Below are 23,094 nucleotides of genomic sequence, written 5' to 3'. Positions count from 1 at the left end.
GAATATGGTATGAAAACAACGCTTCCACCAAAAGGCATGCGTGATTTTTTGCCCAGGGAAAAGGAAATACGCGAATACGTTATGAATGAAATTCGAGGGGTCTATAGGAGCAGTGGGTTTGAAGAAATTGAGACGTCTTATATTGAAAATGTAGAAAATCTAACAGGTGGCGATGGTGGTGAAAACACTAAATTAATTTTTAAAATTTTAAAACGCGGTGAGAAACTCAACTGGTCAGATGCAAAAGAAGAAGACGATTTGACAGATTTGGGATTAAGGTTTGACTTGACTTTGCCACTGGTCCGGTTTTACTCCAATAATAAAAATGAACTTCCAACTATTTTTAAGGCAATTCAAATGGGGCCGGTATTTAGGGCGGAGCGGCCTGGGAAAGGTCGGTTTAGAGCTTTTACTCAATGTGACATAGATATTATTGGGGATGAAAGCAATTTGGCGGAAGTTGAAATTATACTTACCATTGCACGTGCCTTAAAGCAACTGGATATAAACCATTTTAAGATCAAAATTAATGACAGACGTGTCCTTAAAGCACTTGTAACAGGGGCAGGATTTACGGAAGCAGAATTTCCGGACATTGCCATTACCCTTGATAAACTTGATAAAATTGGCAAAGAGGGAATTGTTAAAGAACTAGAAGGTAAATCCTATGATAAGACCCGGATAGAAGCATTGATGACGGCGTCAGATGCACTTAAGGAAAAGGGACTTGCGTCTATTGAAAGTATGTGTCTTGACGGCTATGAAAACCTTAAGGAAATTATTGAAGTGGTTGAAGCTTTAAAGGAAACTTATGATATTGTATTTGATCATACTTTGGTGCGTGGTATGGGCTATTATACCAGCACAATTTTTGAAATTGAGCACTCAGATTTGGGCTATTCCATCGCTGGTGGTGGCAGGTATGATAAGATGATTGGCAAGATGATTGGCAGTGAGGTTCCAGCTGTTGGTTTCTCAATTGGTTTTGAGCGAATTGTAGACCTTTTGATGGCAGAAAATAAGCTCAAGCACAAGCAAACTAAAATTGCCCTGATTTACAAAGATGGTAATGCACTTACAAGTGTCATGAAAATGTCTGCTGATCTCAGAGAAGCTTATTCCGCAGTTTCGGTCTATAAAGCGAAGAAAAAGTTAGGCAAACAGATTGAGCAACTTAAAAAATATGGATATGACGGTGTGGCTGTTATGGATGGCGAACTTGAAGTCAATCTTTTCGATCAGACCGTATAAGACAGGGGTATTTTGATGGAACTAAACCGAGAAACACTACGAAAACTTATGGGTCTGCTTCTATTTGCTGCCCTTTTGCTTTCAGCAGCGCTGAATATCAACCAAGTTATGGAGAGTGCTGGCAGCGTTTTGGGTCTTTTTACACCTTTTATTATTGGTGGCGTTATGGCAATGATTTTAAATGTCATCATGCATTGGATTGAAAAGAGAACCAAACTGAACAGGGGCCTTTCGCTACTTTTAAGCCTTTTTATTGTGTTTGGCTTAATTGCATTTTTAATGCTTCTGGTTATCCCAGAATTTGTGAACATAGTGGAAATGGTCTCGAAACGTGTTCCAGAAGCGGTTAAGCAATTTGAAACTTGGATTGATGGTGCAGGAAAGCGCTTGCCAATTGATTTACCTAACCTTGAAATTGACTGGAATAAAGTTTTTAACACCATTACAGATATGCTTCAGAAAGGAAGTTCCGCTGTATTTAAGTCTACCATAGGGATTACAACATCAATCTTTAGTGCTTTTTTTAATGGTCTTTTAGGTCTTGTTTTTGCGATTTATGTGCTTCTGCAAAAAGAACAATTGGGCCTTCAATTTAAAAAGATATTACATGCGTTTTTAAAAGAAGATACAGTGGCTGGAATTCTTGCTGTTGGTGGCCGTGCCCATTCAATTTTCTCAAATTTTGTAACGGGCCAGTTTACAGAGGCGCTTATAATTGGTGGCTTATGCTTTGTTGGAATGTTGATTCTTTCCATGCCATATGCACTTGTAATTTCAGCACTTGTAGGTTTTACAGCCTTAATTCCAGTTTTTGGCGCATTTATTGGAACGGGTATTGGGGCCTTCTTAATTTTAATGGTAAACCCCATTAAAGCCTTGTGGTTTATCTTGTTTATTGTGGTTCTCCAGCAGTTGGAAGGCAATTTAATTTACCCAAAAGTAGTTGGAAGCTCCATTGGGTTACCCGGTATTTGGGTACTAGCTGCTGTGACGATTGGGGGCGCGGCCTATGGTGTGGTCGGTATGCTTGCAGGGGTTCCATTAGCCTCTCTGATTTACAGTTTGATTCGAGACTTTGTCAACATGCGATTAAAACAGAAAAAAATAGAGCTATAGATAGTTTTTTAGGTGTATTGGGGGTGCAGGTTTGAATCGGTTGGAAATAATAGAAAAGATTGAAAAATTAGAGGGCAATCCCAAAGTGGTCATTGACACGCTTTCGAGTCAACTGGATTTAGAAGGGGTCGCAAAGGCTTATGATGAAGCTTTTAATTATTACCTTTACGGTCGTGCAATTTTACTGGCAGGCAAACAGGAAGCTGCGATTCGCCCGCTTAATTTGGCGCTCGACTATTTTGAGCGGGTCAATTCTAAGTTTGGTCGCTTTAACTGTTACTCGTCACTTGGAATTGCCTATAGAGAGATTGGTGAACTCCATCTTGCAACGGATAGTTTTGAAAAAGCCTACCATTTAAGTTATGAAATGGAGGATTTTGCCTACTTAATTAAAGCCTTAATGAACTTGGGATCCATCTACGCCAATTATGATAAAATCAACAAAGCCCTTGAAATGCTTGAAAAGGCACTTGAGTATAAGGCCTATATTGAGGGCACAAAAACTCTAGGCGATTTATACAACAATTATGCTTATGTTCTTCTTGAAAATGGGGATTTGGAAAAACCATTAGCGTATTTTTACAAAGCCATGGCGGTTTATGAGGCGCATTATGGCAATGTGAATCACATCAATGTTTTAATTGTGAAGGCGAATATTGGAGAGACTTACCTCCTTTTAAACCAGCTGGATGAAGCAGAAAACTACTTGAAGCGTGTTCTTGAAGAGGCTTTAGCAGAAGACATTGACTTTATTGCAGTGGATTGTTTAAGAAATTTATCCCAAGTTTATGCCAAGCAGGGACAGTATAAATTGGCACTTGAAACTTATCAGTCTTATGCTGAAACTCGAAAAAAAGTAGAATCCGTAGAAATTTCAGAAGAAGTAGACAAACTTAAGGAACGTCTTATTGAAGAGACAACTCGAAGTGAGCAAGAGATTGATTTGCTTCGAAATGTTGAACTCAAGAACAAGACTCGAGAACTAGAAAAGACCTTAAAGAGCCTGTCTTTAATTGGCGAAATTGGACAAAAACTAACAGCTTCAATGGACATGGGCGAGATTTATGGGATTTTGCGTAAGTCCATTTATGATTTTATGGAAGCAGATGTTTTTGGACTTGCCCTTTACGATGATGTAAATGAAAAGATTATTTACAAGTATTTTGAACAACGGGGCGTGGACATGCCACTTATTGAAGTTTCTTTGCATGACACTAACTCGTTGGCTGCTTATGCCATCTATCATGGTCAGGATATTTATATTCAGAATTTTGCTGAGGAGTACCATACCTATATTGAACTTATAAATCCCATTGGCACTGAATCAAGTACGAAGCATGCCAACTGTATAATTTACTGTAGATTAATCAGTGAAAACCGTATAATTGGTTTGATTACACTCCAGCATTATGAACCATTTGCATATACTGAAAGTGATTTTGAGGTGCTTAAAGCTTTGGCATCCTATCTTGCCATTGCCATTTCAAATGCACAGAAAAAAAGTTTGATTAGTGAAAAGGCAAAAGAACTGGAGTACCTCAGCTACAATGATCCATTAACGGGCCTTTATAACAGGCGATATTTCAATGAAGTTATGAGTAAGTTTCTTGACTTAGACCATATGCCGCTGGGTCTTGTTATGGCAGACATGAATTGTCTTAAACTTATAAATGACACACATGGACATTTGATGGGGGACCAATATTTGGTAGAAGCTGCAAAAATTTTGCGAGATTTAGCCGATTGCGAATATGTGTTTAGGCTGGGCGGAGATGAATTTGCAATCTTGATGCCAAGTTCAAAACCCAAAGCGGCCCAAAAGCTAATTGAAAAAATCAAAGAACAGGCTCAGACAATAGATTTGGTTGGTGTGCCCCTTTCTCTAGCATTGGGATATGAATTTTTAGAAGCGCCTGATGCACCAGAAGCAAGGCAAAAATTGTTTTCAGATGCTGAAAATAATATGTATTTGGATAAACGACAAATGAAAGATGACACAATTTAAAAAAATGCGTTTTTAAGTGGATGTAAACTTAAAAACGCATTTTTTAGGTTGTTTTTTTAAAATAATGCAACTTGCATAGTGAATTATCAGAATATTAGCGTATACTATAAAGGAATTGAGTGGTTATCTTTTTGTGAGGCAATCAAGGTTTCTGCTGGCCAATAGGTCTTCAACATCATAGAGGGACCATTTTTTATTTAGGGCAAACATAAAGATGGCGTCGCGTTCGTCTTTGACATAAAGCTCAGATTTTCCAGATAATTTTAAAAGACGGTTGGTTTGCGCCAATGTTAGACTCAGTCCAATTGAAAGTTGAATGACTTTATCCCTAGAAGGTTGCCTTTTTCCGTTTAAAAGTTGATAGCCATATGAATCGCTCATATGTGCCAACTGAAAAAGATCTGATGTCTTGATTTCCAAATCCTCAATCAGGGCATAGAGGTAGTCTTTAAAGGACTCACCTTTGATTTCCTTTTGGTGTTGTTCAATAAAGTCATCAAGGGTTTCACTTTGTAACAATTTGTTTTGTAGGACCTCGGTTGTCGCTGATTTTTTCGTCATATGCATCACCATCCAATATCAATATTATATCAAGGTTGTTGTAGATTCACAACTTGAAGTGGGGTAGTTTTTATGATTTCTCATAGAGAATTGTTTGAAAACAGCGTTGAACTCGACCTGTATTCAAGCCGAATGGGACAAAAAATTAGTTCAATATTTATGATAGAAGATTCTGTTGTACTGACAGATTATATCCAAGTTTACAAGGTTAAGACAATTGACGACAATTGGCCTTACTTGTTGTTCGCCATCCCTAAAAAAAGGCATGCAAAAAGTGATGACCGGGTACTGGAACGTGATTTGGTGAAATATGGTGCTTCAGATCAATTTGTCTATTATTTAAAAAGAACAGCAAAAATTGATTAACAAAATGTAACATCCGTTGAAATTATGGTATAATGATTTTACTAATTATATGAGGCGAAACAGATGATGCAGACAGATATTTTGGAAAAACTAAATGAAGTGGATAAAATGCCTAACAGGACTATGGCCTTATATGAAACCTATGAGCACAAAGAGTCCTTTCAGAGTATAGATGACTCGGTGAAAGGTTTGTTATATGGCAGGGCTCTTGTAATCAATGGCCGTCATCGGGCAGCAGCCTCTGTAATTGAACGGGCTTTAAAGTTCTTTCAACAAATGAACTTATCCATTTACGCGTTTCATTGTTTGGTGAACATATCCATTGCAACACGTGAGCTTAAATCCTATGAAGCATCCTTGCAGATTGCACATGACGCTTATGAACTCAGTCAATCCATTGGAAAAGATAATTATACGGTTAGAGCGCTTACGATTTTATCCGCAGCATACAGTGTTTTAGACCAATCAGAAAAAGCAATTACTTTATTGAATGAAGCGGCATCTTATTTACCGAATTTAGAAACTGGCCGTTTGCATGGCGATATTTATAACAATATTGCCCACGAGTTGATGAAACAAGAACGTTATGATGAAGCTTTAGCACATTTGCATGAGGCATATAAGGTGTATTCAACCGTATACAAAGATGAATCCTTTTTAAATGAGTCGATTGCACTTTTTAACATCGGAAATATTTATTATAAAAAAGCGGATTATGAGCGTGCATTTGAAACACTGACAAGGGCGCTTGAAATAGCACAGACCAATCCCGTACTTGTCATTAAAAGAGAATGTCATCGTTTAATGGTGCAGGTATGCGAAAAATTAAAGCGGTATAAAGAGGCATTTGAACATTTTAGAGAATTTGATCTGATTGAACAAGATATTATAGAAGATAACAAACGTGAGGCTTATGAATCTGTTAAAGTTCAATTTGAAGAAAAACTGAAACGCAATGAAGAACGTATTGATGTTTTAAGGAATGTTGAACTTAAGAGTAAAACCATTGAACTTGAGCGGACCCTTAAAAATGTATCCATGATTGCGAAAATTGGTCAAAAATTAACTTCATCGATGGACATGGATGAAATTTATGGGCATTTGCGAAAATCCATTTACAGTTTAATGTCTGTAAATGTTTTCGGGTTAGCACTTTATGATGCGCCGCGTGAGAAAATCATTTACAAGTATTTTGAAGAAAATGGAAAGCAACTTCCTTTAATGGAAATAGACCTTCATGATGGCAAGTCATTGGCATCATATTGTATCTTAAACAGTGAAGACCTATACATTCGTGATTTTGATCGTGAAAGAAATGCTTATATTCCTAAAGATGACTGTGTAGGGATTGGCGATATGGACGATGGAGAAACAACCCACTGTATTATCTATTGCCGTTTGATCACAGAAGAAGGGTGTGTCGGCCTTATAACCCTTCAAAGCTATAATGCTTATGAATACGATGTCAAAGATTTTGAGGTGGTGAAAACTTTAGCGGGTTATGTTGCCATTGCCATTTCAAATGCTCAAAAGCGGAATATACTCCTTGAAAAAACGCGGGAACTGGAACATTTTAGTTACAGAGATGGTCTCACGGACGTTTATAACAGGCGGTTTTTTAACGAGAAAATTGAGGCCTGGCATCAAAATAAACTGTCTGATCTTGGTATTTTAATTGCAGATATGAACCATTTGAAGCAGATTAATGATCAATATGGGCATATTGTTGGTGACATGTATTTAATTGAAGTGTGCACCATACTAAAGCGGTGTGCCGGAACAGACCTTGTTTTTAGACTGGGTGGAGATGAATTTGCTGTACTTGTTGAAAATGCAACGGAGGAGGGGCTTGCGGTTCTTTCAAAGAAAATTCATGAGGCGTGTGATCGGTTCACTTTTGAGTATGTGCCCCTTTCTGTTGCGTTAGGATACGCTGTTCACACAAAGGATATGCCTGATTTTACACGTACTTTTGCTGGTGCAGAATCTAAAATGTATTTAGAGAAAAAAAGATACCATTACTTGAGATAAGTTACAGTGCACCCTTGAGATAGAGTTCAAGGGTGCTTTTTTAGGGCTGACGTGAAACCAAATGGTAATATTTAAACAAACGCCGTTATGATATAATATTGGCAAAGAAACGAAAAGGAGGCACGAATTCATTATGAAGCAAAAATTGAGTTTAATTCTGGTTGTTTTGTTGCTGATGACTTCTGTTCCCGCTATGGCCAACAACACTAAAAGTGGCGGACAGAATCTTTACGATTTTAATTTTATACAAGGGTCTGATACTGGACTAGATGAGGACAAACCTCTAACGCGGTCTCAGGCAGCAAAGTTACTTGCCCAGATGTATGGAAAAGATGATGAGGCCAAGCAAACCATGTATACACAGACATTTTTAGATGTGATTTCATCGGATTGGTACGCGCCTTATGTGGCTTACGCCAATAAAAATGGCTGGATTTCTGGTTATCCGGGTGGAACCTTTAAGCCTGATAGCGCAGTAACCCGTCAGGAATGGGCCAAGATGCTAATTGCAGCTTTGGGGTATACGTACACGTGGGAAACTGCTGTGGCAGATTTAGAAAAAATAGACATCACTATAGAGGCTGAAAATCCAGGCGCACTTTTAAGAGGTGAAGCATTTGAAGCCATGTGGAAAGCTGTTAATACCAATCGTTTTGGCCAGGAATTATCATTGGGACAAGAATTTGGCATGTTGCCACTTCCTGAACCAGAAGTGCCTGAAACACCAGAAATTACGGGTGTTGAAATCTACAGTTTGAAAGAATTGGTTTTAAAAGTCAACGTCCCACTGGATGTTGAGGCGGCTGAAACAACAGGGAATTATGTTCTTAAGTCAGAAGCAGTTTACGATTTAGAGGTGGTAAACGCCAGTTACAATGTTGAAAAAGGTGAGATTACCCTGATCTTTAACAAGGCTGTTCCCCAGCAAAGCGATGTGGCTTTGATTTTAGGAGACATTAAATCTCTTGAAGGTGAACTTTTGATCAACGACGCTTATCGGTCCATTAATATAGGGGATTTTAAGCTACCAGAAATTGTTTCCGCAACAGCTTTGGGCAACCGAGCTGTCAAGTTGGTGTTCTCTGAACCCATGATGACACGTGAAGAATCTGATCTTGTGAATGACGAAGAGCAATTTGAATATGGGTTTACCTTAAATGAAGGCAGGACCATCGTAAAAAGTTATGAACTTCAAAATTTCAATAAAGAGCTGATTATAGAAACTTATACAGACTTGCCGGAGAAGACAGAAATCGTTCCTAAAAAACATTTTGATGATTATGCATCGTTTAATTTGTTATCAAATCCAAATGCATACCCAATTGAAATTACAGTGGTTAAGGATTCTGTTGCACCAAAAGTAATCGGTTATGAAAATGTTTCATCAACAGGGGTGACCTTGGTGTGGAGTGAAGATATTAAAGTGTTAAATGGGGCACAGACAGAGTTTTATCACAGTTCTGTGTCAAACCGAGTAGATGCGACTGTTACTTCAGAGCATATTGACGGGCATAAACTTAGACTTGACTTTTCAAAAAATTTCATCCCTTCTGGCACCACTTGGGTGGTGGTTGACAGTGGTGCGATTCAGGATTATTCTGGCAATCGTAATACTGTTGCGCGGACTCAAATTGAACTCGCACCAGATACGGTGGCACCTTATATTGAGGGAGAAGCAACACCGATTAGCGAACAGCGTATAAAATTAAAAGTGTCTGAACCCCTTAACAACAGAAGTGGACAAGTTCAAAACAGGCTCAATTATGAACTTTTAGACGGAAATGGCACAAATATATCCGGACAGATTGTAAATGTCATTTACAATTCCGATGTTTATACAATAGAAATTGTAGTGTTAGAGCCTATTATTGGAACGTTTACACTTATTGTAAATGGGCTAGAAGACTATTCGGGCAATGTAATTCGTGAGTCTAGGCTTCCGTTTGAGATTAGAGATTTTACAGCCCCAGATCCTGAAAAATGGACGGCTCGACTCTATGAAGCGGGCAAAAACGATCAAGTGGTTCGGATTAAATTCGATGAACCTATGGCAATTGAAGGGAAATATTCAGTTTTAGATCCGGACAAATACAAGGTCAATGGAAAACTTTTATCAGCTTTGGATGACGATTTACTGAGAATGACCATGGCAGATGACAGGACGCTTGAAATCCATTATCCAGGTGAGATTGTAAGAGGTGGCCTTGATTTTTACGCTGATGACAATACGTCGACTTCTGTTTCGGCAGATGTTGAAATAGGACGTGTGGCAGATTTAGATGATAACTTTATTCACGATTTCTCAGTTGTTGTGGACTTGTCCAGCGAAGGGACTTTGTCAATTGTTTCTGCTAGTCAGATTGATCAGAATCTTATAGAAATTGTGGTTTCGGATGAACTTGTGACCTTTGATCTTGGTGACTTAAGAGTGGAAGATTCTGACGAAATTTATCGAATTATTGATTCCGAACGTGTTTATGAAGACAACAGAACAAAATTGATTTTAAAATTGGATGACCCAATCGTTGGGGATCCTTCTGGTGTGACCGTTCAAGCGGTACGGTCTAATTCGGTTAACCGATACGGTGAAGCTTTTGATTTAACAGCTCCGCCACTACCTTTGGCGGATAAGATGGCACCATACGTGGTTGAAACAACCCTCGATGGCAGGACAGTACCTAATGTGACGTATTCTCAAAGTACAGGTATTGTCACCATTCGTTTTTCAGAAGACATTGATCCGGAGACGGTTTCGCGACTCTCGTTTAGCATTTTAAACATTCAAGTGGAAAATATAGGCGTAAATGGACGTGATGTGCGCTTGTATGTAAAAGAGGAAGATCAAAGCAAGGTTCAACTCTATACGCCCGTTATTCAGAATGTTGAGATTAGGGATTACGCAGATAATGGTGTTGAAGGATTGGATTTAAGTGTACAAAAAATAGATTAATCTAAAATTTGAAGAGCTGCTTTTGCGGCTCTTTTTTTTGTTCACAAAATGTTAATGATAATAATTCTCAATAAAGGGTAATTAATAACCAGTACTTAATATGAGGTGATCTACATGAAGGCACTGGTTGTTTTATCACACAGGCATAATCCAGCATACAATATGGCACTTGAAGAGGTTTTGTTTCACGAGGCCAAGACGTATGAGCGCATTTTGTTTTTATATGTCAATTCAAAAAGCGTTATTTTTGGTCGGAATCAAAACCCATATCGTGAAATTGATGTGACGTATGCCTTAAAAAATGATATTCCAATGATTAGAAGACTATCAGGTGGCGGCACCGTGTACCATGATTTAGGAAACCTCAATTTTTCCTTTATAGAGCACCAAGGTTGTTATGATGAACACTTGCATTTTAGATGGATTATGGAAGCCGTTTCAAAGTTTGGCATTTCACTTGAACTGACTTCTAGAAAAGATTTGATTTTAAGTGGGAAAAAGATTTCGGGCAATGCATTTTACATGAAAGGCAACAGGCGGTTGCACCATGGTACCTTGCTTGTAAATGCAAATCTGGATGGGGCACATGATTTGTTGATGGCATCCAATTTTGAGCATGTAAAGAAGTTTGAAAATCAAAAAAGTGTTGTAAGTGTACCAAGTCCAGTTGTCAATATGTCTGAAAGTAATGCCAGCATTTCTATGCCAAAGCTTATAGAGGCCATAATCGATGTTTTCTATAAGGCACATGCGTATCAAGTGGTGGTGCTTGAAGCGGATTATTTTAAAAGCCAGAAACTGCAAGAAGCTGTTCAAAAGTACCAATCGACTAAATGGAATTTTGGTGAAACACCCATAGTTGAAAAAAAGGAGGTTGTGCATGTTGTTCAAAGCGTTTAATCCCTTGTTGGATGAGATGATTCAAATTTTAAATAAGGATGGTGAACTTGTGCATCCTGAATGGCTGCCGGATTTAGGACCGGAAGCCTTGGTAGACTTATATGAAACCATGCGATTTAGCCGCATAATTGATGAAAAAACACTTCAATATCAAAGACAAGGTCGGATGTTGACTTATGCCCCGAATTTAGGGCAAGAAGCCGCTCAAGTGGGGTCGTCTGCTGCTCTTGGTGCAAATGACTGGGTTGCGCCTTCCTTTAGGGAACTTGGTGTTTGGCTAAACAGGGGTGCTTCTCTTGAACACATCTTTTTGTATTGGTTTGGAAATGAAATGGGCATGCGTATGCCTGAAGACATAAGGGTTCTTCCTGTGTCAGTTCCCATTGCATCCCAGATGCAACATGCCACCGGACTCGCGTATGCGTCGCGTTACAAGGGCACAAATGAAATCGCTGTTGCCTATGTAGGTGATGGCGGAACGTCTCAAGGGGACTTTCATGAGGCATTAAATTTTGCATCGGTACAAGATTTACCAAATGTATTTATCATTCAGAACAATCAATTTGCCATATCCACAAGGCGGCAGTTGCAAACAAAAGCCAAGACCATAGCCCAAAAGGCAATTGGTTACGGGATACCGGGGATTGTTGTAGATGGAAATGATGTCCTCGCTATGTATGCTGTAACACGAGAGGCGGTGGAGCGCGCTCGAAATGGTGAAGGGCCAACTTTAATCGAAGCTTATACCTATCGAATGGGTGCACATACAACTTCGGATGATCCAACTGTTTACCGTGATGATTCAGAAGTTGAGTCATGGCGAGAAAAAGACCCCATTGATCGGTTTAGAAAATTTTTAATCAGAGAAGGGCATTGGTCAGATGAAAAAGAATCTGAATTTGTGTCAGAACGCAGTGACTACGTTAAAACTGTATTTGAAAAAGTTGAAAAGTCAGGTGGTGTTGACCTTAAAGATATATTTGATTATGTCTATGAAAAAAGGACGCCTATTTTGGAAGCCCAATATCAAAAGAAAAAGGCATATTTTCAGAAGGAGGGAAAGTAGATGGCTGTACTGAACTTACTTGAAGCTGTGAATCAAGCAATGGATCAATCCATGGCACAAGATGATAAAGTAATTGTTTTTGGAGAAGACGTTGGCGTGGAAGGTGGCGTTTTTAGAGCCACTAAAGGCCTTCAAGAGAAATATGGTATAGAGCGGTGTTTCGACAGTATATTGGCTGAATCTTCTATTGTGGGATCTGGAATTGGAATGGCCATTAATGGGCTTAAGCCGGTGGTTGAGATCCAATTTTCAGGCTTTATGTTTCCCGGATACAATCAGATTGTAACCCACGCAGCCAGAATGCGAAATCGGACGAGAGGCAGGTACACAGTGCCAATGGTAATTCGAATGCCTTATGGTGGCGGTGTACGTGCGCTTGAGCACCATTCTGAGTCGCTTGAAGTCCTTTTTGCCCATACGGCGGGACTAAAAGTTGTAATCCCTTCGACCCCGTACGATGCAAAAGGGCTTTTAATGGCAGCGATTCAAGATCCCGATCCTGTCATTTTTATGGAACCTAAACGTATTTACAGAGCATTTAAGCAGGATGTTCCCGATGAAGCTTACACGATTCCAATTGGAAAAGCAAAAATTGTGAAATCAGGAACGGATTTAACAGTCGTTGCTTGGGGTGCAATGGTTAGAGAAACGCAAAAGGCTATTGAGCACCTTGAAAAGGAAGGATTCAGTATTGAACTTATTGATTTAAGGACGATTTCACCCATTGACAAGGAAACGATTATTCAGTCTGTTCAGAAAACAGGACGTTTTTGTGTGGTTCATGAAGCGGCTCAAACTTATGGGCCGGGTGCAGAGCTCATTACCACTGTCAATGAAGGGGCGTTTTTATATCTGGAAGCACCACCCAAGCGTATTGCAAGTGTCGATACAATTGTGCCGCTTCCAAAGGGCGAACAGTATTATGTGCCTGATGTGGGCCAAATTGTCAGTGAACTAAGAGATGTCCTTAAATTTTAGGAGGTAGGGTATGTTTCATGTAAAATTTGCAGATATTGGAGAAGGCATTCATGAAGGTGTTCTCCTAAAAAATTTCTTTGAGCCTGGTGATTCTGTGTCAGAAGGCGATACGCTTTTTACGCTGGAAACCGATAAGGTTAATGCTGAGATTCCCTCTCCTGTAACTGGGAAACTTGCTCAAAATAATTATGTGGCTGGTGATGCTGTTCAGGTAGGACAAGTTATTGTTGTTGTGGATGATGGTCAGCCTGGTGTTAGGTCCAATATGCCCGATGACTCTGATCAAACAGAGCGGGTTGAAGAAGCTGGCAGCACTTCTGTTGTGGGTCAAATTGAGGTCTCTTCAGATGTGATTGAAGCCAGTACAGAAGGGAATTCGGCGGCTGAAGCAAACGTGACAACGGGAAAGGTTCTTGCAACCCCTGTGGCCCGAAAAATGGCAAAGGATCTTGGTTTAGACATTACTAAAATTCATGGGACAGGTCCTCAAGGACGGGTCATGAAGTCTGACATTCAAAAGGCAAGCCAGCCAAAAACCTTGGAAAAAGACCATGTAAGAGAACCATATGAAGAGAATCATGCGATAGACCGGATTCCAATGACAATGCTTCGGAAAACCATTTCAAAAAATATGACGCTCTCTAAATACACGATTCCCCATACAGCGGTGATGGATGAGGCAGATGCAACAGATTTGGTTGCGTTTAGGTCTAGGGTTAAAGAAATGGCTGCTGAAAAGGGTGTGAAGTTAACGTATTTGGCGTTTTTCGTCAAAGCGGTTGTGGCGGGTTTAAAGGCCTTTCCATATTTAAATGCATCCCTTGATGATGAAAAAGATGAAATTCTATTGAAACGTTTTTACAACATTGGAATCGCCGTGGATACAGAAGATGGGTTGATGGTTCCTGTTATACGTAATGCAGACCGCCTTAGCATTTTTGAGGTGGCAGAAGCGATTGAAGATTTAAGCAATCGCGCAAGGCAGAAAGCGCTTAAATTGGATGAACTGTCTGATGGCACGTTTACAATAACCAACTACGGTGCTGTTGGCGCAAGTTTTGGTGTGCCAATTATCAAACATCCTGAAGCAGGGATACTGGGTGTCGGCGCTATTGTTAAAAAGCCTGTTGTGATAGAAGAAGAGATTGTGATTCGTGAGATTTTACCACTTTCATTGTCTTTTGATCATAGAATTATTGATGGTGCTGATGCAGGCAGATTTGTTGCACTGGTTAAATCCTATGTTTCAAATCCAGAAATGCTCTTGCTGAACAGCTAAATGAAAGGAAGGTTAAGATGACAGCTTATGACATTATTGTTTTAGGGGGCGGCCCAGGTGGCTATGTTGCTGCAATCAAGGCAGCTCAGCTGGGTGCTAAGGTGGCTGTTGTGGAAGAAGATCGTGTTGGCGGCGTGTGTCTGAATTATGGGTGTATCCCCACGAAAACACTTTTAAAGAGTGCTAAAGTCTATCAAGATTTGTTGGCAAGCAGTCAATATGGGATTGACATTGAAAACCCGGAAACTGTAAAGATAAATTGGCCAAACCTAATGCGCCGTAAGACCCAAGTTGTGGATAAAATTGTGGGTGGCGTGGCCTTGCTATTAAAACATAATGGTGTTGAGGTTTATAAAGGACATGGCACAGTAATTGATGCGCAAACGGTTGATGTGGGCGGTGAAAGATTAAGTGGGAAAAATTTAATTTTAGCCACAGGTTCTTCACCCTCTATGCCAGAAATTAAGGGACTTAAAGAATCAGTTGAAGCAGGATATGCGGTGGATTCTACAGGTGCAATTGCGCTTAGTGAGAAGCCCAGATCCATGACAATCTTAGGGGGTGGCGTTATTTCTGTTGAGTTTGCCACGCTTTATAGGAGTTTGGGCACAAAAGTGACTATTTTACAACGTTCAGAAGGCATCTTGAAGGGAGTAGATGAATCGGTTCGTGACACGATGCAAGGGCATTTGAAAAAGGAAGGTGTTGAGATTGTCACCAATGTCTCTATTAAGCATGTTGATGGCAGTACAGTCCATTATGAAGTAGAAGGCCAGGCAAAATCTGTTGAAAGCGATGTTATCCTTGTCAGTCTTGGGAGAAAGCCAAATCTCAAAGGTCTTGAAAACTTACCCCTTGAAATTGGGGAAAAAGGTGTTGTGGTCGATGAGCGAATGCAGACCAATATCCCTGGTGTTTATGCCATTGGAGACTTGTGTGGGAAAATGATGTTGGCCCATGTGGCTTCTGCGGAAGGACTTGTTGCAGCGGAGGCTATTATGGGAGAAACTTCGGCAATTGATTATCGAAAAGTGCCATCATGCATCTACAGTTTCCCTGAAGTGGGTGCTATTGGGTATTCTGAGGCAGAAGCAAGAGCGGCTGGATTTGATGTGGGCGTTAGCACATTTCCGCTGAGTGCCAATGGTAAAGCAATGGCTGAAGGCGAAACGACGGGTTTTGTTAAAATAGTTCATGATAAAAAATATGGCGAAGTTGTGGGTGTTCACATTGTAGCCCCACATGCGACAGACATGATTGCTGAAGCCGCGGTATCTATGATGCTTGAGGGGACGGTGTATGATATGGCTAAAACCATACATCCGCATCCGACCTTATCCGAAATTGTTATGGAAGCGGCTCATGGTGCCGTTGATAGGCCCATTCATATCATAAAAAAATCTTAGGGTTTAACGGCCTCGGTCCTATATTTTATAGGGTCTGAGGTCGTTTTTTCGTTTAATGTTGTGGTTTTGAGCGCAATTGATTATAATTAAACGGAATGAATTAAAAGGATGTACAAAATATATGAGTCGATTAATGCGCATTTTTTATGGTTTAAGCGGTCTGTTTCTGGTTCTGATTTTGTTAATTGTCAGGTACCAGTTTAAAGCGGCAGAAACGTTTATAGAATCAGAATCTCACCACAATGCAGAGCTTGGATTTGAGTTGATGCATCTGGAATTTGACAGAGCAATTGAAGCCCAAAGTCACATTTTGGAATCTGCAAAAATAGTTATTGAACACAATCCATCACAGTCGGATGCGAAACTTTTAGAGTACTTGAGAAATGAACTTGAAATGAATGGTCTTTTTGCAAGTCTTTATTATTTGACAGATGAGAATCATATGATTAATGCCAGTGGATATGTGCCACCTGCCAATATGGACTTTAGAAAGCGTCTGTGGTATCAATCCGCTGTGGAAGCAAAGGGAATTGTTTTGACGGAGCCATTTCTCAACGCTTCTCAAGATGTCTATATTATTACCATTGCAATTCCGGTATACCAAGACAATACCCTTTTAGGGGTTGTGGCAGGGGATATCCCTGTCGACCGGCTACAGGATTTTCTAAATGAGAACACTGCACACAGTCAAGACACAACATTGCTTTTAAGCCGGGCTGGGACAGTGATTTATGCATCAAAAGATATTGAAAACAGCACTGAGGCGATTGCAGAGTTTAGAGGCCTCCATACAAAAAAACTTCAAGAATCTGAATCGGGTGCTTTTGAGACTTATTCAAATTATTTTGGAACAACTTGGGGTTATTTCCACCATCATGAAATTGGGAATTCAGATTGGATTTTATACACGTTTTCACCTGAAGAACGGTTTATGGAAAATTACACCCGGAACAAATGGATTGCCTATAGTGTTGGTCTCTTGTTGATGCTCTTTTTTGTCTTACTCTTTTTGCTTCAAAAAAGACTCGTTGCAGACCCACTTTTGGAACTTGAACAAAAAGTTGAGGCCATTGATGTGGAAAGACACCCTGAGTATCAGATTGATTTGAATCATACAAGGGTCCTAAACCCTTTGGTTACAAAGATTAATAGTGTTTTAATGAAGATATCTGAACTTATGGGGATTGTAAAAAATGACCGGGCTGAGCTCCAGGATTTAAATGAAGCACTTGAGGAAACCATAGCAGATTTATCCTTGACTGAGCAAGAAGCAACCCAGCAAAAAATTCATTTTGAAGCTCTTTTTAGGTATTCTGATGATGCAATTGCCATGCTGGATTCTGAGCACCGAATTATGAACATTAATAAGAGTTTTGAACGCCTTTATGGGTATGAGGCATCAGAGGTTATGGGGCTTAATCTAGATGATGTAATTGCTGGCGGTAGTACTTCTAATCGAAATGAGGCGGAAAGGCTTACAGAAAAGCTTTTAAGTGGACAGGCAGTTCGAACGGAAGGGATTCGGTACGGAAAATCAAACCGAGCTTTGGAAGTGGCTATTAGAAGTGTGCCCATGATTTACAAGGGTGTTCTTATAGGTGGGTATGCTGTTTATTCGGATATTACAGAACGTAAAAATCGTGAACGGTACTTGGAATATGTGAGTACTCATGATGACCTTACAGAGCTTTACAATCGTTTTTATTTTGAGAAGCAATTGACCCAATTAGATGCCCCTGAGTTTTTACCAATAGGTGTTATGATTCTTGATGTAAATGGCTTAAAGTTGATAAATGATGCGTTTGGAAATGCTGCTGGAGATGCCCTGTTGCGGAAAATTGCCCATACAATTCGTGGAAAACTCAGACCAAATGATGTGGTTGCGCGAATTGGTGGCGATGAGTTTGCAGTTCTGATGCCCTCAACGAGTCCAAATGTGGTGGAAGACTTTACTTCTGATTTAAAAGCAAGTCTTAAAGATATTGCCATTGACGACGTTCCAGTTAGTGTCTCTGTGGGATGGGCCCATAAGGAACATGCTTTTGAAGAAATGACAGAGGTGGTAAAAACCGCTGAAAATTATATGAACAAACACAAATTAACGGAGAGTCCAAGTGTCAGGGGTAAGGCAATTTATGCCATGATTCGAACCTTGCATGAAAAAAACCGCCGTGAAGAACAGCATAGTGTCCGGGTGAGTGCCCTTAGTGAAAAATTGGGCATAGCTTTAGGACTCAGCAGTAGAGAAATTAATGACCTTAAGACCATGGGACTTTTGCATGATATTGGGAAAATTGCCATTCGAGAAGAGATTTTAAATAAAGAAGGTCCGCTTGATGCCTTGGAGTATGCTGAAATAAAAAAACATCCTGAAATTGGATATAGGATCCTTAGTGCCGTAAATGAAATGGGCGAAATGGCTGAACATGTTTTTGCCCACCATGAGAGATGGGATGGAACTGGTTATCCAAGAGGGCTAAGGGGAGAAGCAATTCCGTATTTGGCCAGAATCATTTGCATAACAGATGCTTTTGATGCAATGACCAGCGATCGGACGTATAGAAAGGCCATGTCATTTGATGCGGCGCTTGAGGAACTTAAACAGAATGCGTCAAAACAGTTTGACCCTCAGATTGTTGGTGTTTTTGTGAATATGATTGAAAGTGGAAATGAGGAATCATTTGGTAACCTATGAAACGGAATTGGTGTTTAATTCTTGATACCATATGGGCATAGAGATTAAACTTACTGTTTTATAGGAGGCATTGAAATGAAAATTACAAAAGATATGACAATTGGGGATGTGGTTAGAACTTATCCGGAAACTGTAGATGTACTGTTTGTGTTTGGTATGGGATGTGTTGGTTGCCCATCTGCTCAAGCGGAAACACTTGAAGAAGCTTGCATGGTACATGGGTTAAGTCTTGATGCGCTTATGAAAGCTCTAAACGACAAAGTGGCGTAGGGGGTAGAAATGAGTGCATTTTTAGGACCGATACATCACTGGCTATATCGAAAAGTATTGTGGCATGAAGGGCTTTTGGAGGCTATTTATTCAGAGATGCAAAAAAATGGACATGATCCAGATGCTTTACGGCACTATGCTCAAACTCAGTATGGTATACCTGAGACAGGGGCTTTGGAAGACGTTATTGACACTGCTAATATTCATGGGTGGTTGCAAGATCGGATTCACAGTTTAGAACATCGGATGGCTTATGCGATTACAACAGGGTTAAAACAGGCTTATCTATCGCTTGAAGATTTAAAAACTTTGTATAGAGAAAATGGTCGTTTGGCAAAAAATGCTTTGTCAGAGACGTTGGATCAACCGGATCAAGTTTTTAAGGCGATTTATGATTATTTGCTTGAAGGCATGCCGTGTGACCGGGTAAACCAACCTATTTCTAGTGATGAAAATTCTTTTTCATGGGTGAAGCGTTTGTGTATTCACACGGATTTTTGGAATGCCGTTGGCGGGGATATTGAAATTTATAATACACTTAGATTGGAATGGATTGATGCCTTTGTTGAAGATGCGTATAGGTTTGAGTCTGTGGACGAGAACACGTTTGTATTATCAAGGAGAGCAGCATGAGAGCTATAGAAATTATGGTAGAAGAGCACAAAGCCATTAAAAGGATGCTTGCGGTTATGCGAAAGGCATGTTATGCCGTAATGAAAGGTTCTGAAATCGATTATGAAGATTTTAAGACAATGATTGCTTTTGTCAGAGGGTATGCCGATGCGCACCATCATGGTAAGGAAGAAAAGATGCTTTTCAATCAGATGGTGGCTTCTTTAGGGCCTGCTGCACAAAAACTTGTGACGCACGGTATGCTTGTTGAACACGATTTGGGCAGACTTTACATGGCTGATTTAGAGCGTGCACTTGAAGCAGTTAAAGAAGGAAATTTAGAGGCGAAGTTAGACGTTGTTGCACATGCTGTTGGCTATACACACTTGCTACACAGGCATATTGATAAAGAAGATGGTGTTGTGTACCCGTTTGCAAAAAGATCATTTTCAGAGACAGCGTTAATTGAAATTGATAAAGCTTGTGCTGTTTTTGAATCTGAGCAACATGAAAATGGTGTTCAAGATAAGTATTTGAGAGATCTTGAAAGATTAGAAGCGAAATATTTGTAAACCGATTAACCGGAGGACTTGTCCTTCGGTTTTTTTATTGTTAAGATGAAATAAAAATAAAAGGAGGCCAAGAGTGAATTTACAGAAAATCGCTTCAAATGTTCAAATGATCTGTGAAGCCATCGCAAGTGTTGTGAACATAGATGTAACCATTGTAGACCAAAATTTGGTTCGGATTGGTGGGACTGGTCGTTATAAGGACTCGATTGGTGTTCATGTTGGCTTGCAATCTGCTTTTCATTACGCAATAACTGAAGGTGTCGCTTTTGTGATTGAGAATCCTGGAACCCACCAGGCTTGCCTGAGCTGTACGTGTCGGGAGAAATGCAGTGAACATGCAGAGATGTGTTGCCCCATTCTTGCGGATGGTAAAGTTGTAGGTGTTATTGGCCTTATTGCATTTACAGAAGTTCAACGCAGTGCCCTGATTTCAAATCAAACCAATTTAATGTCTTTTTTGAATCGGATGGCAGAGATGATTTCGGCTAAACTAAAAGAACAGGAACGGACTGAAGCGGTTGAAATGCTCGCAAAAGAACTTGAGGTCGTGGTTGACAGTATGAACACAGGTTTTGTGGCACTTGATGCAGACGGTAAAGTGAGCAGAATGAATGCAAAAGCCAAGACCATTTTCAAGGGCTATAAAACAGAAGATTTATCTGATTTATTGTCTGAAAAAGAGTGTGTGCGAATTTTAACTGAAAAGACGACGCTTAAAAATGAATATTATGTAGATGTGCGTGGCCATCGCGGGATTTTTGACAGCGCGCCGATTTTAATTGGTGGGCGGGTCAAGGGACATGTAATTACTGTGAAACCAATCCAAGAAGTGATTAATGTTTTGAATGAGATGACTCAGGATGTTGTTAGGACCCAGTTTTCCGATATACTGGGGACCACTGATGTAATGTGGCAGGCAAAAGAGACGGCACAAAAAGTGGCTGAATCTAAATCGACTGTACTGCTTCTGGGAGAAAGTGGAACGGGGAAAGAGTTGTTTTCACGGGCAATCCACAATGCCAGCACAAGAGCACACGCTCCTTTTATAGCCATTAATTGTGCGGCCATTCCAGATGCTTTGCTGGAAAGTGAACTTTTTGGATATGAGGAGGGCGCCTTTACGGGTGCTAAAAGAGGTGGTAAACCCGGGCGTTTTCAGTTGGCTCATAAAGGGACGCTTTTTTTGGATGAAATTGGGGATATGCCTTTGCACCTTCAGACCAAACTTCTTAGGGTTTTGCAGGAAAGCAAAGTTATGCCTGTTGGTGGCGAGAGCATGATTGAGGTGGATGTGAGGTTGATTGCAGCAACCCATCGAAATCTTGAAGAAATGGTTCTCGAGGGGGCATTCAGACAAGATTTGTATTATAGGTTAAATGTGATTCCAATTCAAATTCCTGCCTTAAGAGAGCGGGTTGCTGACCTGCCTCTGTTGACGGAACATATTCTTAACAAATGTAATGACAAACTTTATAAATCCGTTAATTCTGTGAGTTCTGACTGTATGGAAGAGTTAATGGCTTATACATGGCCGGGCAATGTGCGTGAACTGGAAAACACCTTGGAATATGCGGTGAATATGGCAGAAGGTCCTGTAATTGAGAGCTTCCATTTGCCAAAGCGCATGGTCCAAAATTTTGAAAAGACACATGCACATGTAAAAAGAGAAATTGAACCTTTGGAAACATTAGAAAAACGGGCTATTCTTGAAGCTTTAAATTATTTTGGAAATGGAAAGGCAGCTGCAATAAGGGCTGCTGAGGCCCTTGGTATTTCTAAGGCAAAATTGTATCGGAAATTAAAAGAATACAAAGAAAACTAAATTTTCTGACAACTTGTGCCGATAAATTCATATAGTATGGAGACGGGTGAAATTTTCAATCACATGGAGGTGAAGACATGAAGATTTCAAATTATGAATTGGTACATCAAGCAGAATCACATTTTGTAAAAAATGAAAGCAAACGTGTGCAAATTGAAGTGTTTAAGGTAAATCCACAGAATCAAATGCCACCAGTTGCCTTATCTCTTTCGGAGAATGCGGCTGCAGGTGGGGTTGAGGGACCGGAAGAACTCTTCCATCTGTCAGAGGAGGATCTTGAAAAAATAAGATTGCTTGAACAATTGATTTCAGCCCTTACGGGGAAAGAATTTAAGTTCAACCAAGTTGTGAAACTTCAACAAAGGAAGCAGCACCATCAAGCCCCTTCTGTAAACGGGTCTGCTGAGAACACGAATCAGCGCCAGTTTGGGCTTAGGATAACAACTTCACATGAAATTCATGAAAAAGAAAAAATGCAGTACACATCAAAAGGTGTTGTAAAAACTGAAGATGGTAGAACCATTGCCTTTGATTTAAATTTAAACATGAAGCGTTCATTTTATGAAAAACGAGATTCGGTGCTCCAAATTGGTGGGCAGATGCAGGATCCTCTCGTTATAAACCTTGATGGCAAGGGGGTTGCCTTTGGTGAAGATACACTGTCGCTGGATTTGACACTGGATGGTAACCCAGAGATTTTTAGGTCGTTGGCGTCAGGCAGTGGGTTTTTGGCACGTGATACAAACGGAAACGGAACAATTGATGATGGCTCTGAACTTTTTGGACCATCAACAGGACATGGGTTTTCTGAGCTTGCAACCTATGATGAAGATGGCAACAATTGGATTGATGAAACCGATGAAATTTTTAAAGAACTGAAAATTTGGCAAGTGAATCCCCAAGGGGTGAAAACTCTAATTGGGCTTAAAGAAGCTGGTGTTGGTGCAATATTTATTGGCCATGTGTCCTCTCAATATCAGATTAAAGAGGGTTCAGAGCTCCTTGCGAAAATTAGAGAAACGGGAACGTATTTAAAAGAGAATGGTGTGGCAGGGGTTATCCATGAGATTGATCTCAAAGTGTGAGACTGGGGAGAATGCCCAAATACTGCGTTGCTAATTTAACTAAAATAGCCGAGAAGTCCCCCGCCTCTAAGCCACCTTGCTCACGGAGTGAGAGTGCAGGTGGGGGATGAATCGGCTTGTTTTTGACCC

Annotated in this window: 18 protein-coding genes; 17 read left to right on the top strand and 1 reads right to left on the bottom strand. The window is 40.1% G+C overall.

Features of this window, described 5'->3' with window-relative positions:
• The first annotated feature begins 9 nt into the window (after nucleotides 1-9).
• The 3 genes from hisS to JOC49_RS01710 are packed head-to-tail and all read left to right on the top strand — an operon-like array spanning nucleotide 10 to nucleotide 4,372.
• Nucleotides 10-1,251 (top strand): histidine--tRNA ligase, encoded by a 1,242-nt coding sequence (gene hisS / locus JOC49_RS01720; RefSeq protein ID WP_204661573.1) that lies wholly within the window; start codon nucleotides 10-12, stop codon nucleotides 1,249-1,251.
• Between the two features lie 15 nt (nucleotides 1,252-1,266).
• Nucleotides 1,267-2,367, top strand: a complete 1,101-nt coding sequence (locus JOC49_RS01715) for an AI-2E family transporter (protein ID WP_204661571.1) — start codon at nucleotides 1,267-1,269, stop codon at nucleotides 2,365-2,367.
• 31 nt (nucleotides 2,368-2,398) lie between these two features.
• Nucleotides 2,399-4,372, top strand: coding sequence for a tetratricopeptide repeat-containing diguanylate cyclase (locus tag JOC49_RS01710; RefSeq protein ID WP_204661569.1), 1,974 nt, complete (start codon nucleotides 2,399-2,401; stop codon nucleotides 4,370-4,372).
• A gap of 123 nt (nucleotides 4,373-4,495) precedes the next feature.
• Here the strand turns inward: JOC49_RS01710 and JOC49_RS01705 are convergent, their stop codons facing one another.
• Nucleotides 4,496-4,933 carry an XRE family transcriptional regulator gene (locus JOC49_RS01705; protein ID WP_204661567.1) on the bottom strand — a complete coding sequence of 146 codons (438 nt, stop codon included), beginning with the start codon at nucleotides 4,931-4,933 and terminating at the stop codon, nucleotides 4,496-4,498.
• Nucleotides 4,934-5,005: 72 nt separating this feature from the next.
• On the opposite strand from JOC49_RS01705, the gene JOC49_RS01700 reads away from it, so the two are divergent.
• The 14 genes from JOC49_RS01700 (at nucleotide 5,006) to JOC49_RS01635 (ending at nucleotide 22,965) form a co-directional block, all read left to right on the top strand.
• Nucleotides 5,006-5,299: a hypothetical protein gene (locus tag JOC49_RS01700; protein WP_204661565.1), complete on the top strand. Its 294-nt coding sequence runs from the start codon at nucleotides 5,006-5,008 to the stop codon at nucleotides 5,297-5,299.
• A 63-nt stretch (nucleotides 5,300-5,362) separates the two neighbouring features.
• Complete coding sequence (locus JOC49_RS01695; protein WP_204661563.1) at nucleotides 5,363-7,330, top strand: diguanylate cyclase domain-containing protein; 1,968 nt, start codon at nucleotides 5,363-5,365, stop codon at nucleotides 7,328-7,330.
• A 133-nt stretch (nucleotides 7,331-7,463) separates the two neighbouring features.
• Nucleotides 7,464-10,280 (top strand): S-layer homology domain-containing protein, encoded by a 2,817-nt coding sequence (locus tag JOC49_RS01690; RefSeq protein WP_204661561.1) that lies wholly within the window; start codon nucleotides 7,464-7,466, stop codon nucleotides 10,278-10,280.
• Between the two features lie 114 nt (nucleotides 10,281-10,394).
• The gene (locus JOC49_RS01685) at nucleotides 10,395-11,180 is read left to right on the top strand and encodes a lipoate--protein ligase family protein (protein WP_204661559.1); all 786 of its coding nucleotides are present in this window, start codon (nucleotides 10,395-10,397) and stop codon (nucleotides 11,178-11,180) included.
• Nucleotides 11,161-12,246: a pyruvate dehydrogenase (acetyl-transferring) E1 component subunit alpha gene (pdhA, locus tag JOC49_RS01680; protein ID WP_204661557.1), complete on the top strand. Its 1,086-nt coding sequence runs from the start codon at nucleotides 11,161-11,163 to the stop codon at nucleotides 12,244-12,246. Before JOC49_RS01685 ends, pdhA begins: the two co-directional genes overlap by 20 nt.
• Nucleotides 12,247-13,224 carry an alpha-ketoacid dehydrogenase subunit beta gene (locus JOC49_RS01675; RefSeq protein WP_204661555.1) on the top strand — a complete coding sequence of 326 codons (978 nt, stop codon included), beginning with the start codon at nucleotides 12,247-12,249 and terminating at the stop codon, nucleotides 13,222-13,224.
• A 10-nt stretch (nucleotides 13,225-13,234) separates the two neighbouring features.
• Nucleotides 13,235-14,503 carry a dihydrolipoamide acetyltransferase family protein gene (locus tag JOC49_RS01670; protein ID WP_204661553.1) on the top strand — a complete coding sequence of 423 codons (1,269 nt, stop codon included), beginning with the start codon at nucleotides 13,235-13,237 and terminating at the stop codon, nucleotides 14,501-14,503.
• A gap of 17 nt (nucleotides 14,504-14,520) precedes the next feature.
• Entirely contained in the window at nucleotides 14,521-15,909 is a 1,389-nt protein-coding gene (lpdA, locus tag JOC49_RS01665) for a dihydrolipoyl dehydrogenase (protein ID WP_204661551.1), read from the top strand.
• 121 nt (nucleotides 15,910-16,030) lie between these two features.
• Entirely contained in the window at nucleotides 16,031-18,604 is a 2,574-nt protein-coding gene (locus tag JOC49_RS01660) for an HD domain-containing phosphohydrolase (protein WP_204661549.1), read from the top strand.
• A 75-nt stretch (nucleotides 18,605-18,679) separates the two neighbouring features.
• On the top strand, nucleotides 18,680-18,874 hold the full coding sequence (locus JOC49_RS01655) for a DUF1858 domain-containing protein (protein ID WP_204661547.1): 195 nt from the start codon (nucleotides 18,680-18,682) through the stop codon (nucleotides 18,872-18,874).
• Between the two features lie 9 nt (nucleotides 18,875-18,883).
• Nucleotides 18,884-19,507, top strand: a complete 624-nt coding sequence (locus JOC49_RS01650; protein ID WP_204661545.1) for a hypothetical protein — start codon at nucleotides 18,884-18,886, stop codon at nucleotides 19,505-19,507.
• On the top strand, nucleotides 19,504-20,058 hold the full coding sequence (locus tag JOC49_RS01645; protein ID WP_204661543.1) for a hemerythrin domain-containing protein: 555 nt from the start codon (nucleotides 19,504-19,506) through the stop codon (nucleotides 20,056-20,058). Before JOC49_RS01650 ends, JOC49_RS01645 begins: the two co-directional genes overlap by 4 nt.
• A 73-nt stretch (nucleotides 20,059-20,131) precedes the next feature.
• Complete coding sequence (locus JOC49_RS01640) at nucleotides 20,132-21,880, top strand: sigma 54-interacting transcriptional regulator (protein WP_204661541.1); 1,749 nt, start codon at nucleotides 20,132-20,134, stop codon at nucleotides 21,878-21,880.
• Nucleotides 21,881-21,957: 77 nt separating this feature from the next.
• Nucleotides 21,958-22,965 (top strand): hypothetical protein, encoded by a 1,008-nt coding sequence (locus tag JOC49_RS01635; RefSeq protein ID WP_204661539.1) that lies wholly within the window; start codon nucleotides 21,958-21,960, stop codon nucleotides 22,963-22,965.
• The last annotated feature ends 129 nt before the right edge of the window (nucleotides 22,966-23,094 follow it).

Source organism: Fusibacter tunisiensis, assembly GCF_016908355.1.
GTDB classification, from domain to species: Bacteria; Bacillota; Clostridia; order Peptostreptococcales; family Acidaminobacteraceae; genus Fusibacter_D; species Fusibacter_D tunisiensis.
The sequence above is the reverse complement of the archived record's forward strand: the minus strand, read 5'-3'. Positions and strand labels throughout refer to the sequence as shown.

Coding starts and splice junctions, on each gene's coding strand:
- hisS (WP_204661573.1), top strand. CDS start 10: ATGAAAACAACGCTTCCACCAAAAGGCATGCGTGATTTTTTGCCCAGG.
- JOC49_RS01715 (WP_204661571.1), top strand. CDS start 1,267: ATGGAACTAAACCGAGAAACACTACGAAAACTTATGGGTCTGCTTCTA.
- JOC49_RS01705 (WP_204661567.1), bottom strand. CDS start 4,933: ATGACGAAAAAATCAGCGACAACCGAGGTCCTACAAAACAAATTGTTA.
- JOC49_RS01700 (WP_204661565.1), top strand. CDS start 5,006: ATGATTTCTCATAGAGAATTGTTTGAAAACAGCGTTGAACTCGACCTG.
- JOC49_RS01695 (WP_204661563.1), top strand. CDS start 5,363: ATGATGCAGACAGATATTTTGGAAAAACTAAATGAAGTGGATAAAATG.
- JOC49_RS01690 (WP_204661561.1), top strand. CDS start 7,464: ATGAAGCAAAAATTGAGTTTAATTCTGGTTGTTTTGTTGCTGATGACT.
- JOC49_RS01685 (WP_204661559.1), top strand. CDS start 10,395: ATGAAGGCACTGGTTGTTTTATCACACAGGCATAATCCAGCATACAAT.
- pdhA (WP_204661557.1), top strand. CDS start 11,161: ATGTTGTTCAAAGCGTTTAATCCCTTGTTGGATGAGATGATTCAAATT.
- JOC49_RS01675 (WP_204661555.1), top strand. CDS start 12,247: ATGGCTGTACTGAACTTACTTGAAGCTGTGAATCAAGCAATGGATCAA.
- JOC49_RS01670 (WP_204661553.1), top strand. CDS start 13,235: ATGTTTCATGTAAAATTTGCAGATATTGGAGAAGGCATTCATGAAGGT.
- lpdA (WP_204661551.1), top strand. CDS start 14,521: ATGACAGCTTATGACATTATTGTTTTAGGGGGCGGCCCAGGTGGCTAT.
- JOC49_RS01660 (WP_204661549.1), top strand. CDS start 16,031: ATGAGTCGATTAATGCGCATTTTTTATGGTTTAAGCGGTCTGTTTCTG.
- JOC49_RS01655 (WP_204661547.1), top strand. CDS start 18,680: ATGAAAATTACAAAAGATATGACAATTGGGGATGTGGTTAGAACTTAT.
- JOC49_RS01650 (WP_204661545.1), top strand. CDS start 18,884: ATGAGTGCATTTTTAGGACCGATACATCACTGGCTATATCGAAAAGTA.
- JOC49_RS01645 (WP_204661543.1), top strand. CDS start 19,504: ATGAGAGCTATAGAAATTATGGTAGAAGAGCACAAAGCCATTAAAAGG.
- JOC49_RS01635 (WP_204661539.1), top strand. CDS start 21,958: ATGAAGATTTCAAATTATGAATTGGTACATCAAGCAGAATCACATTTT.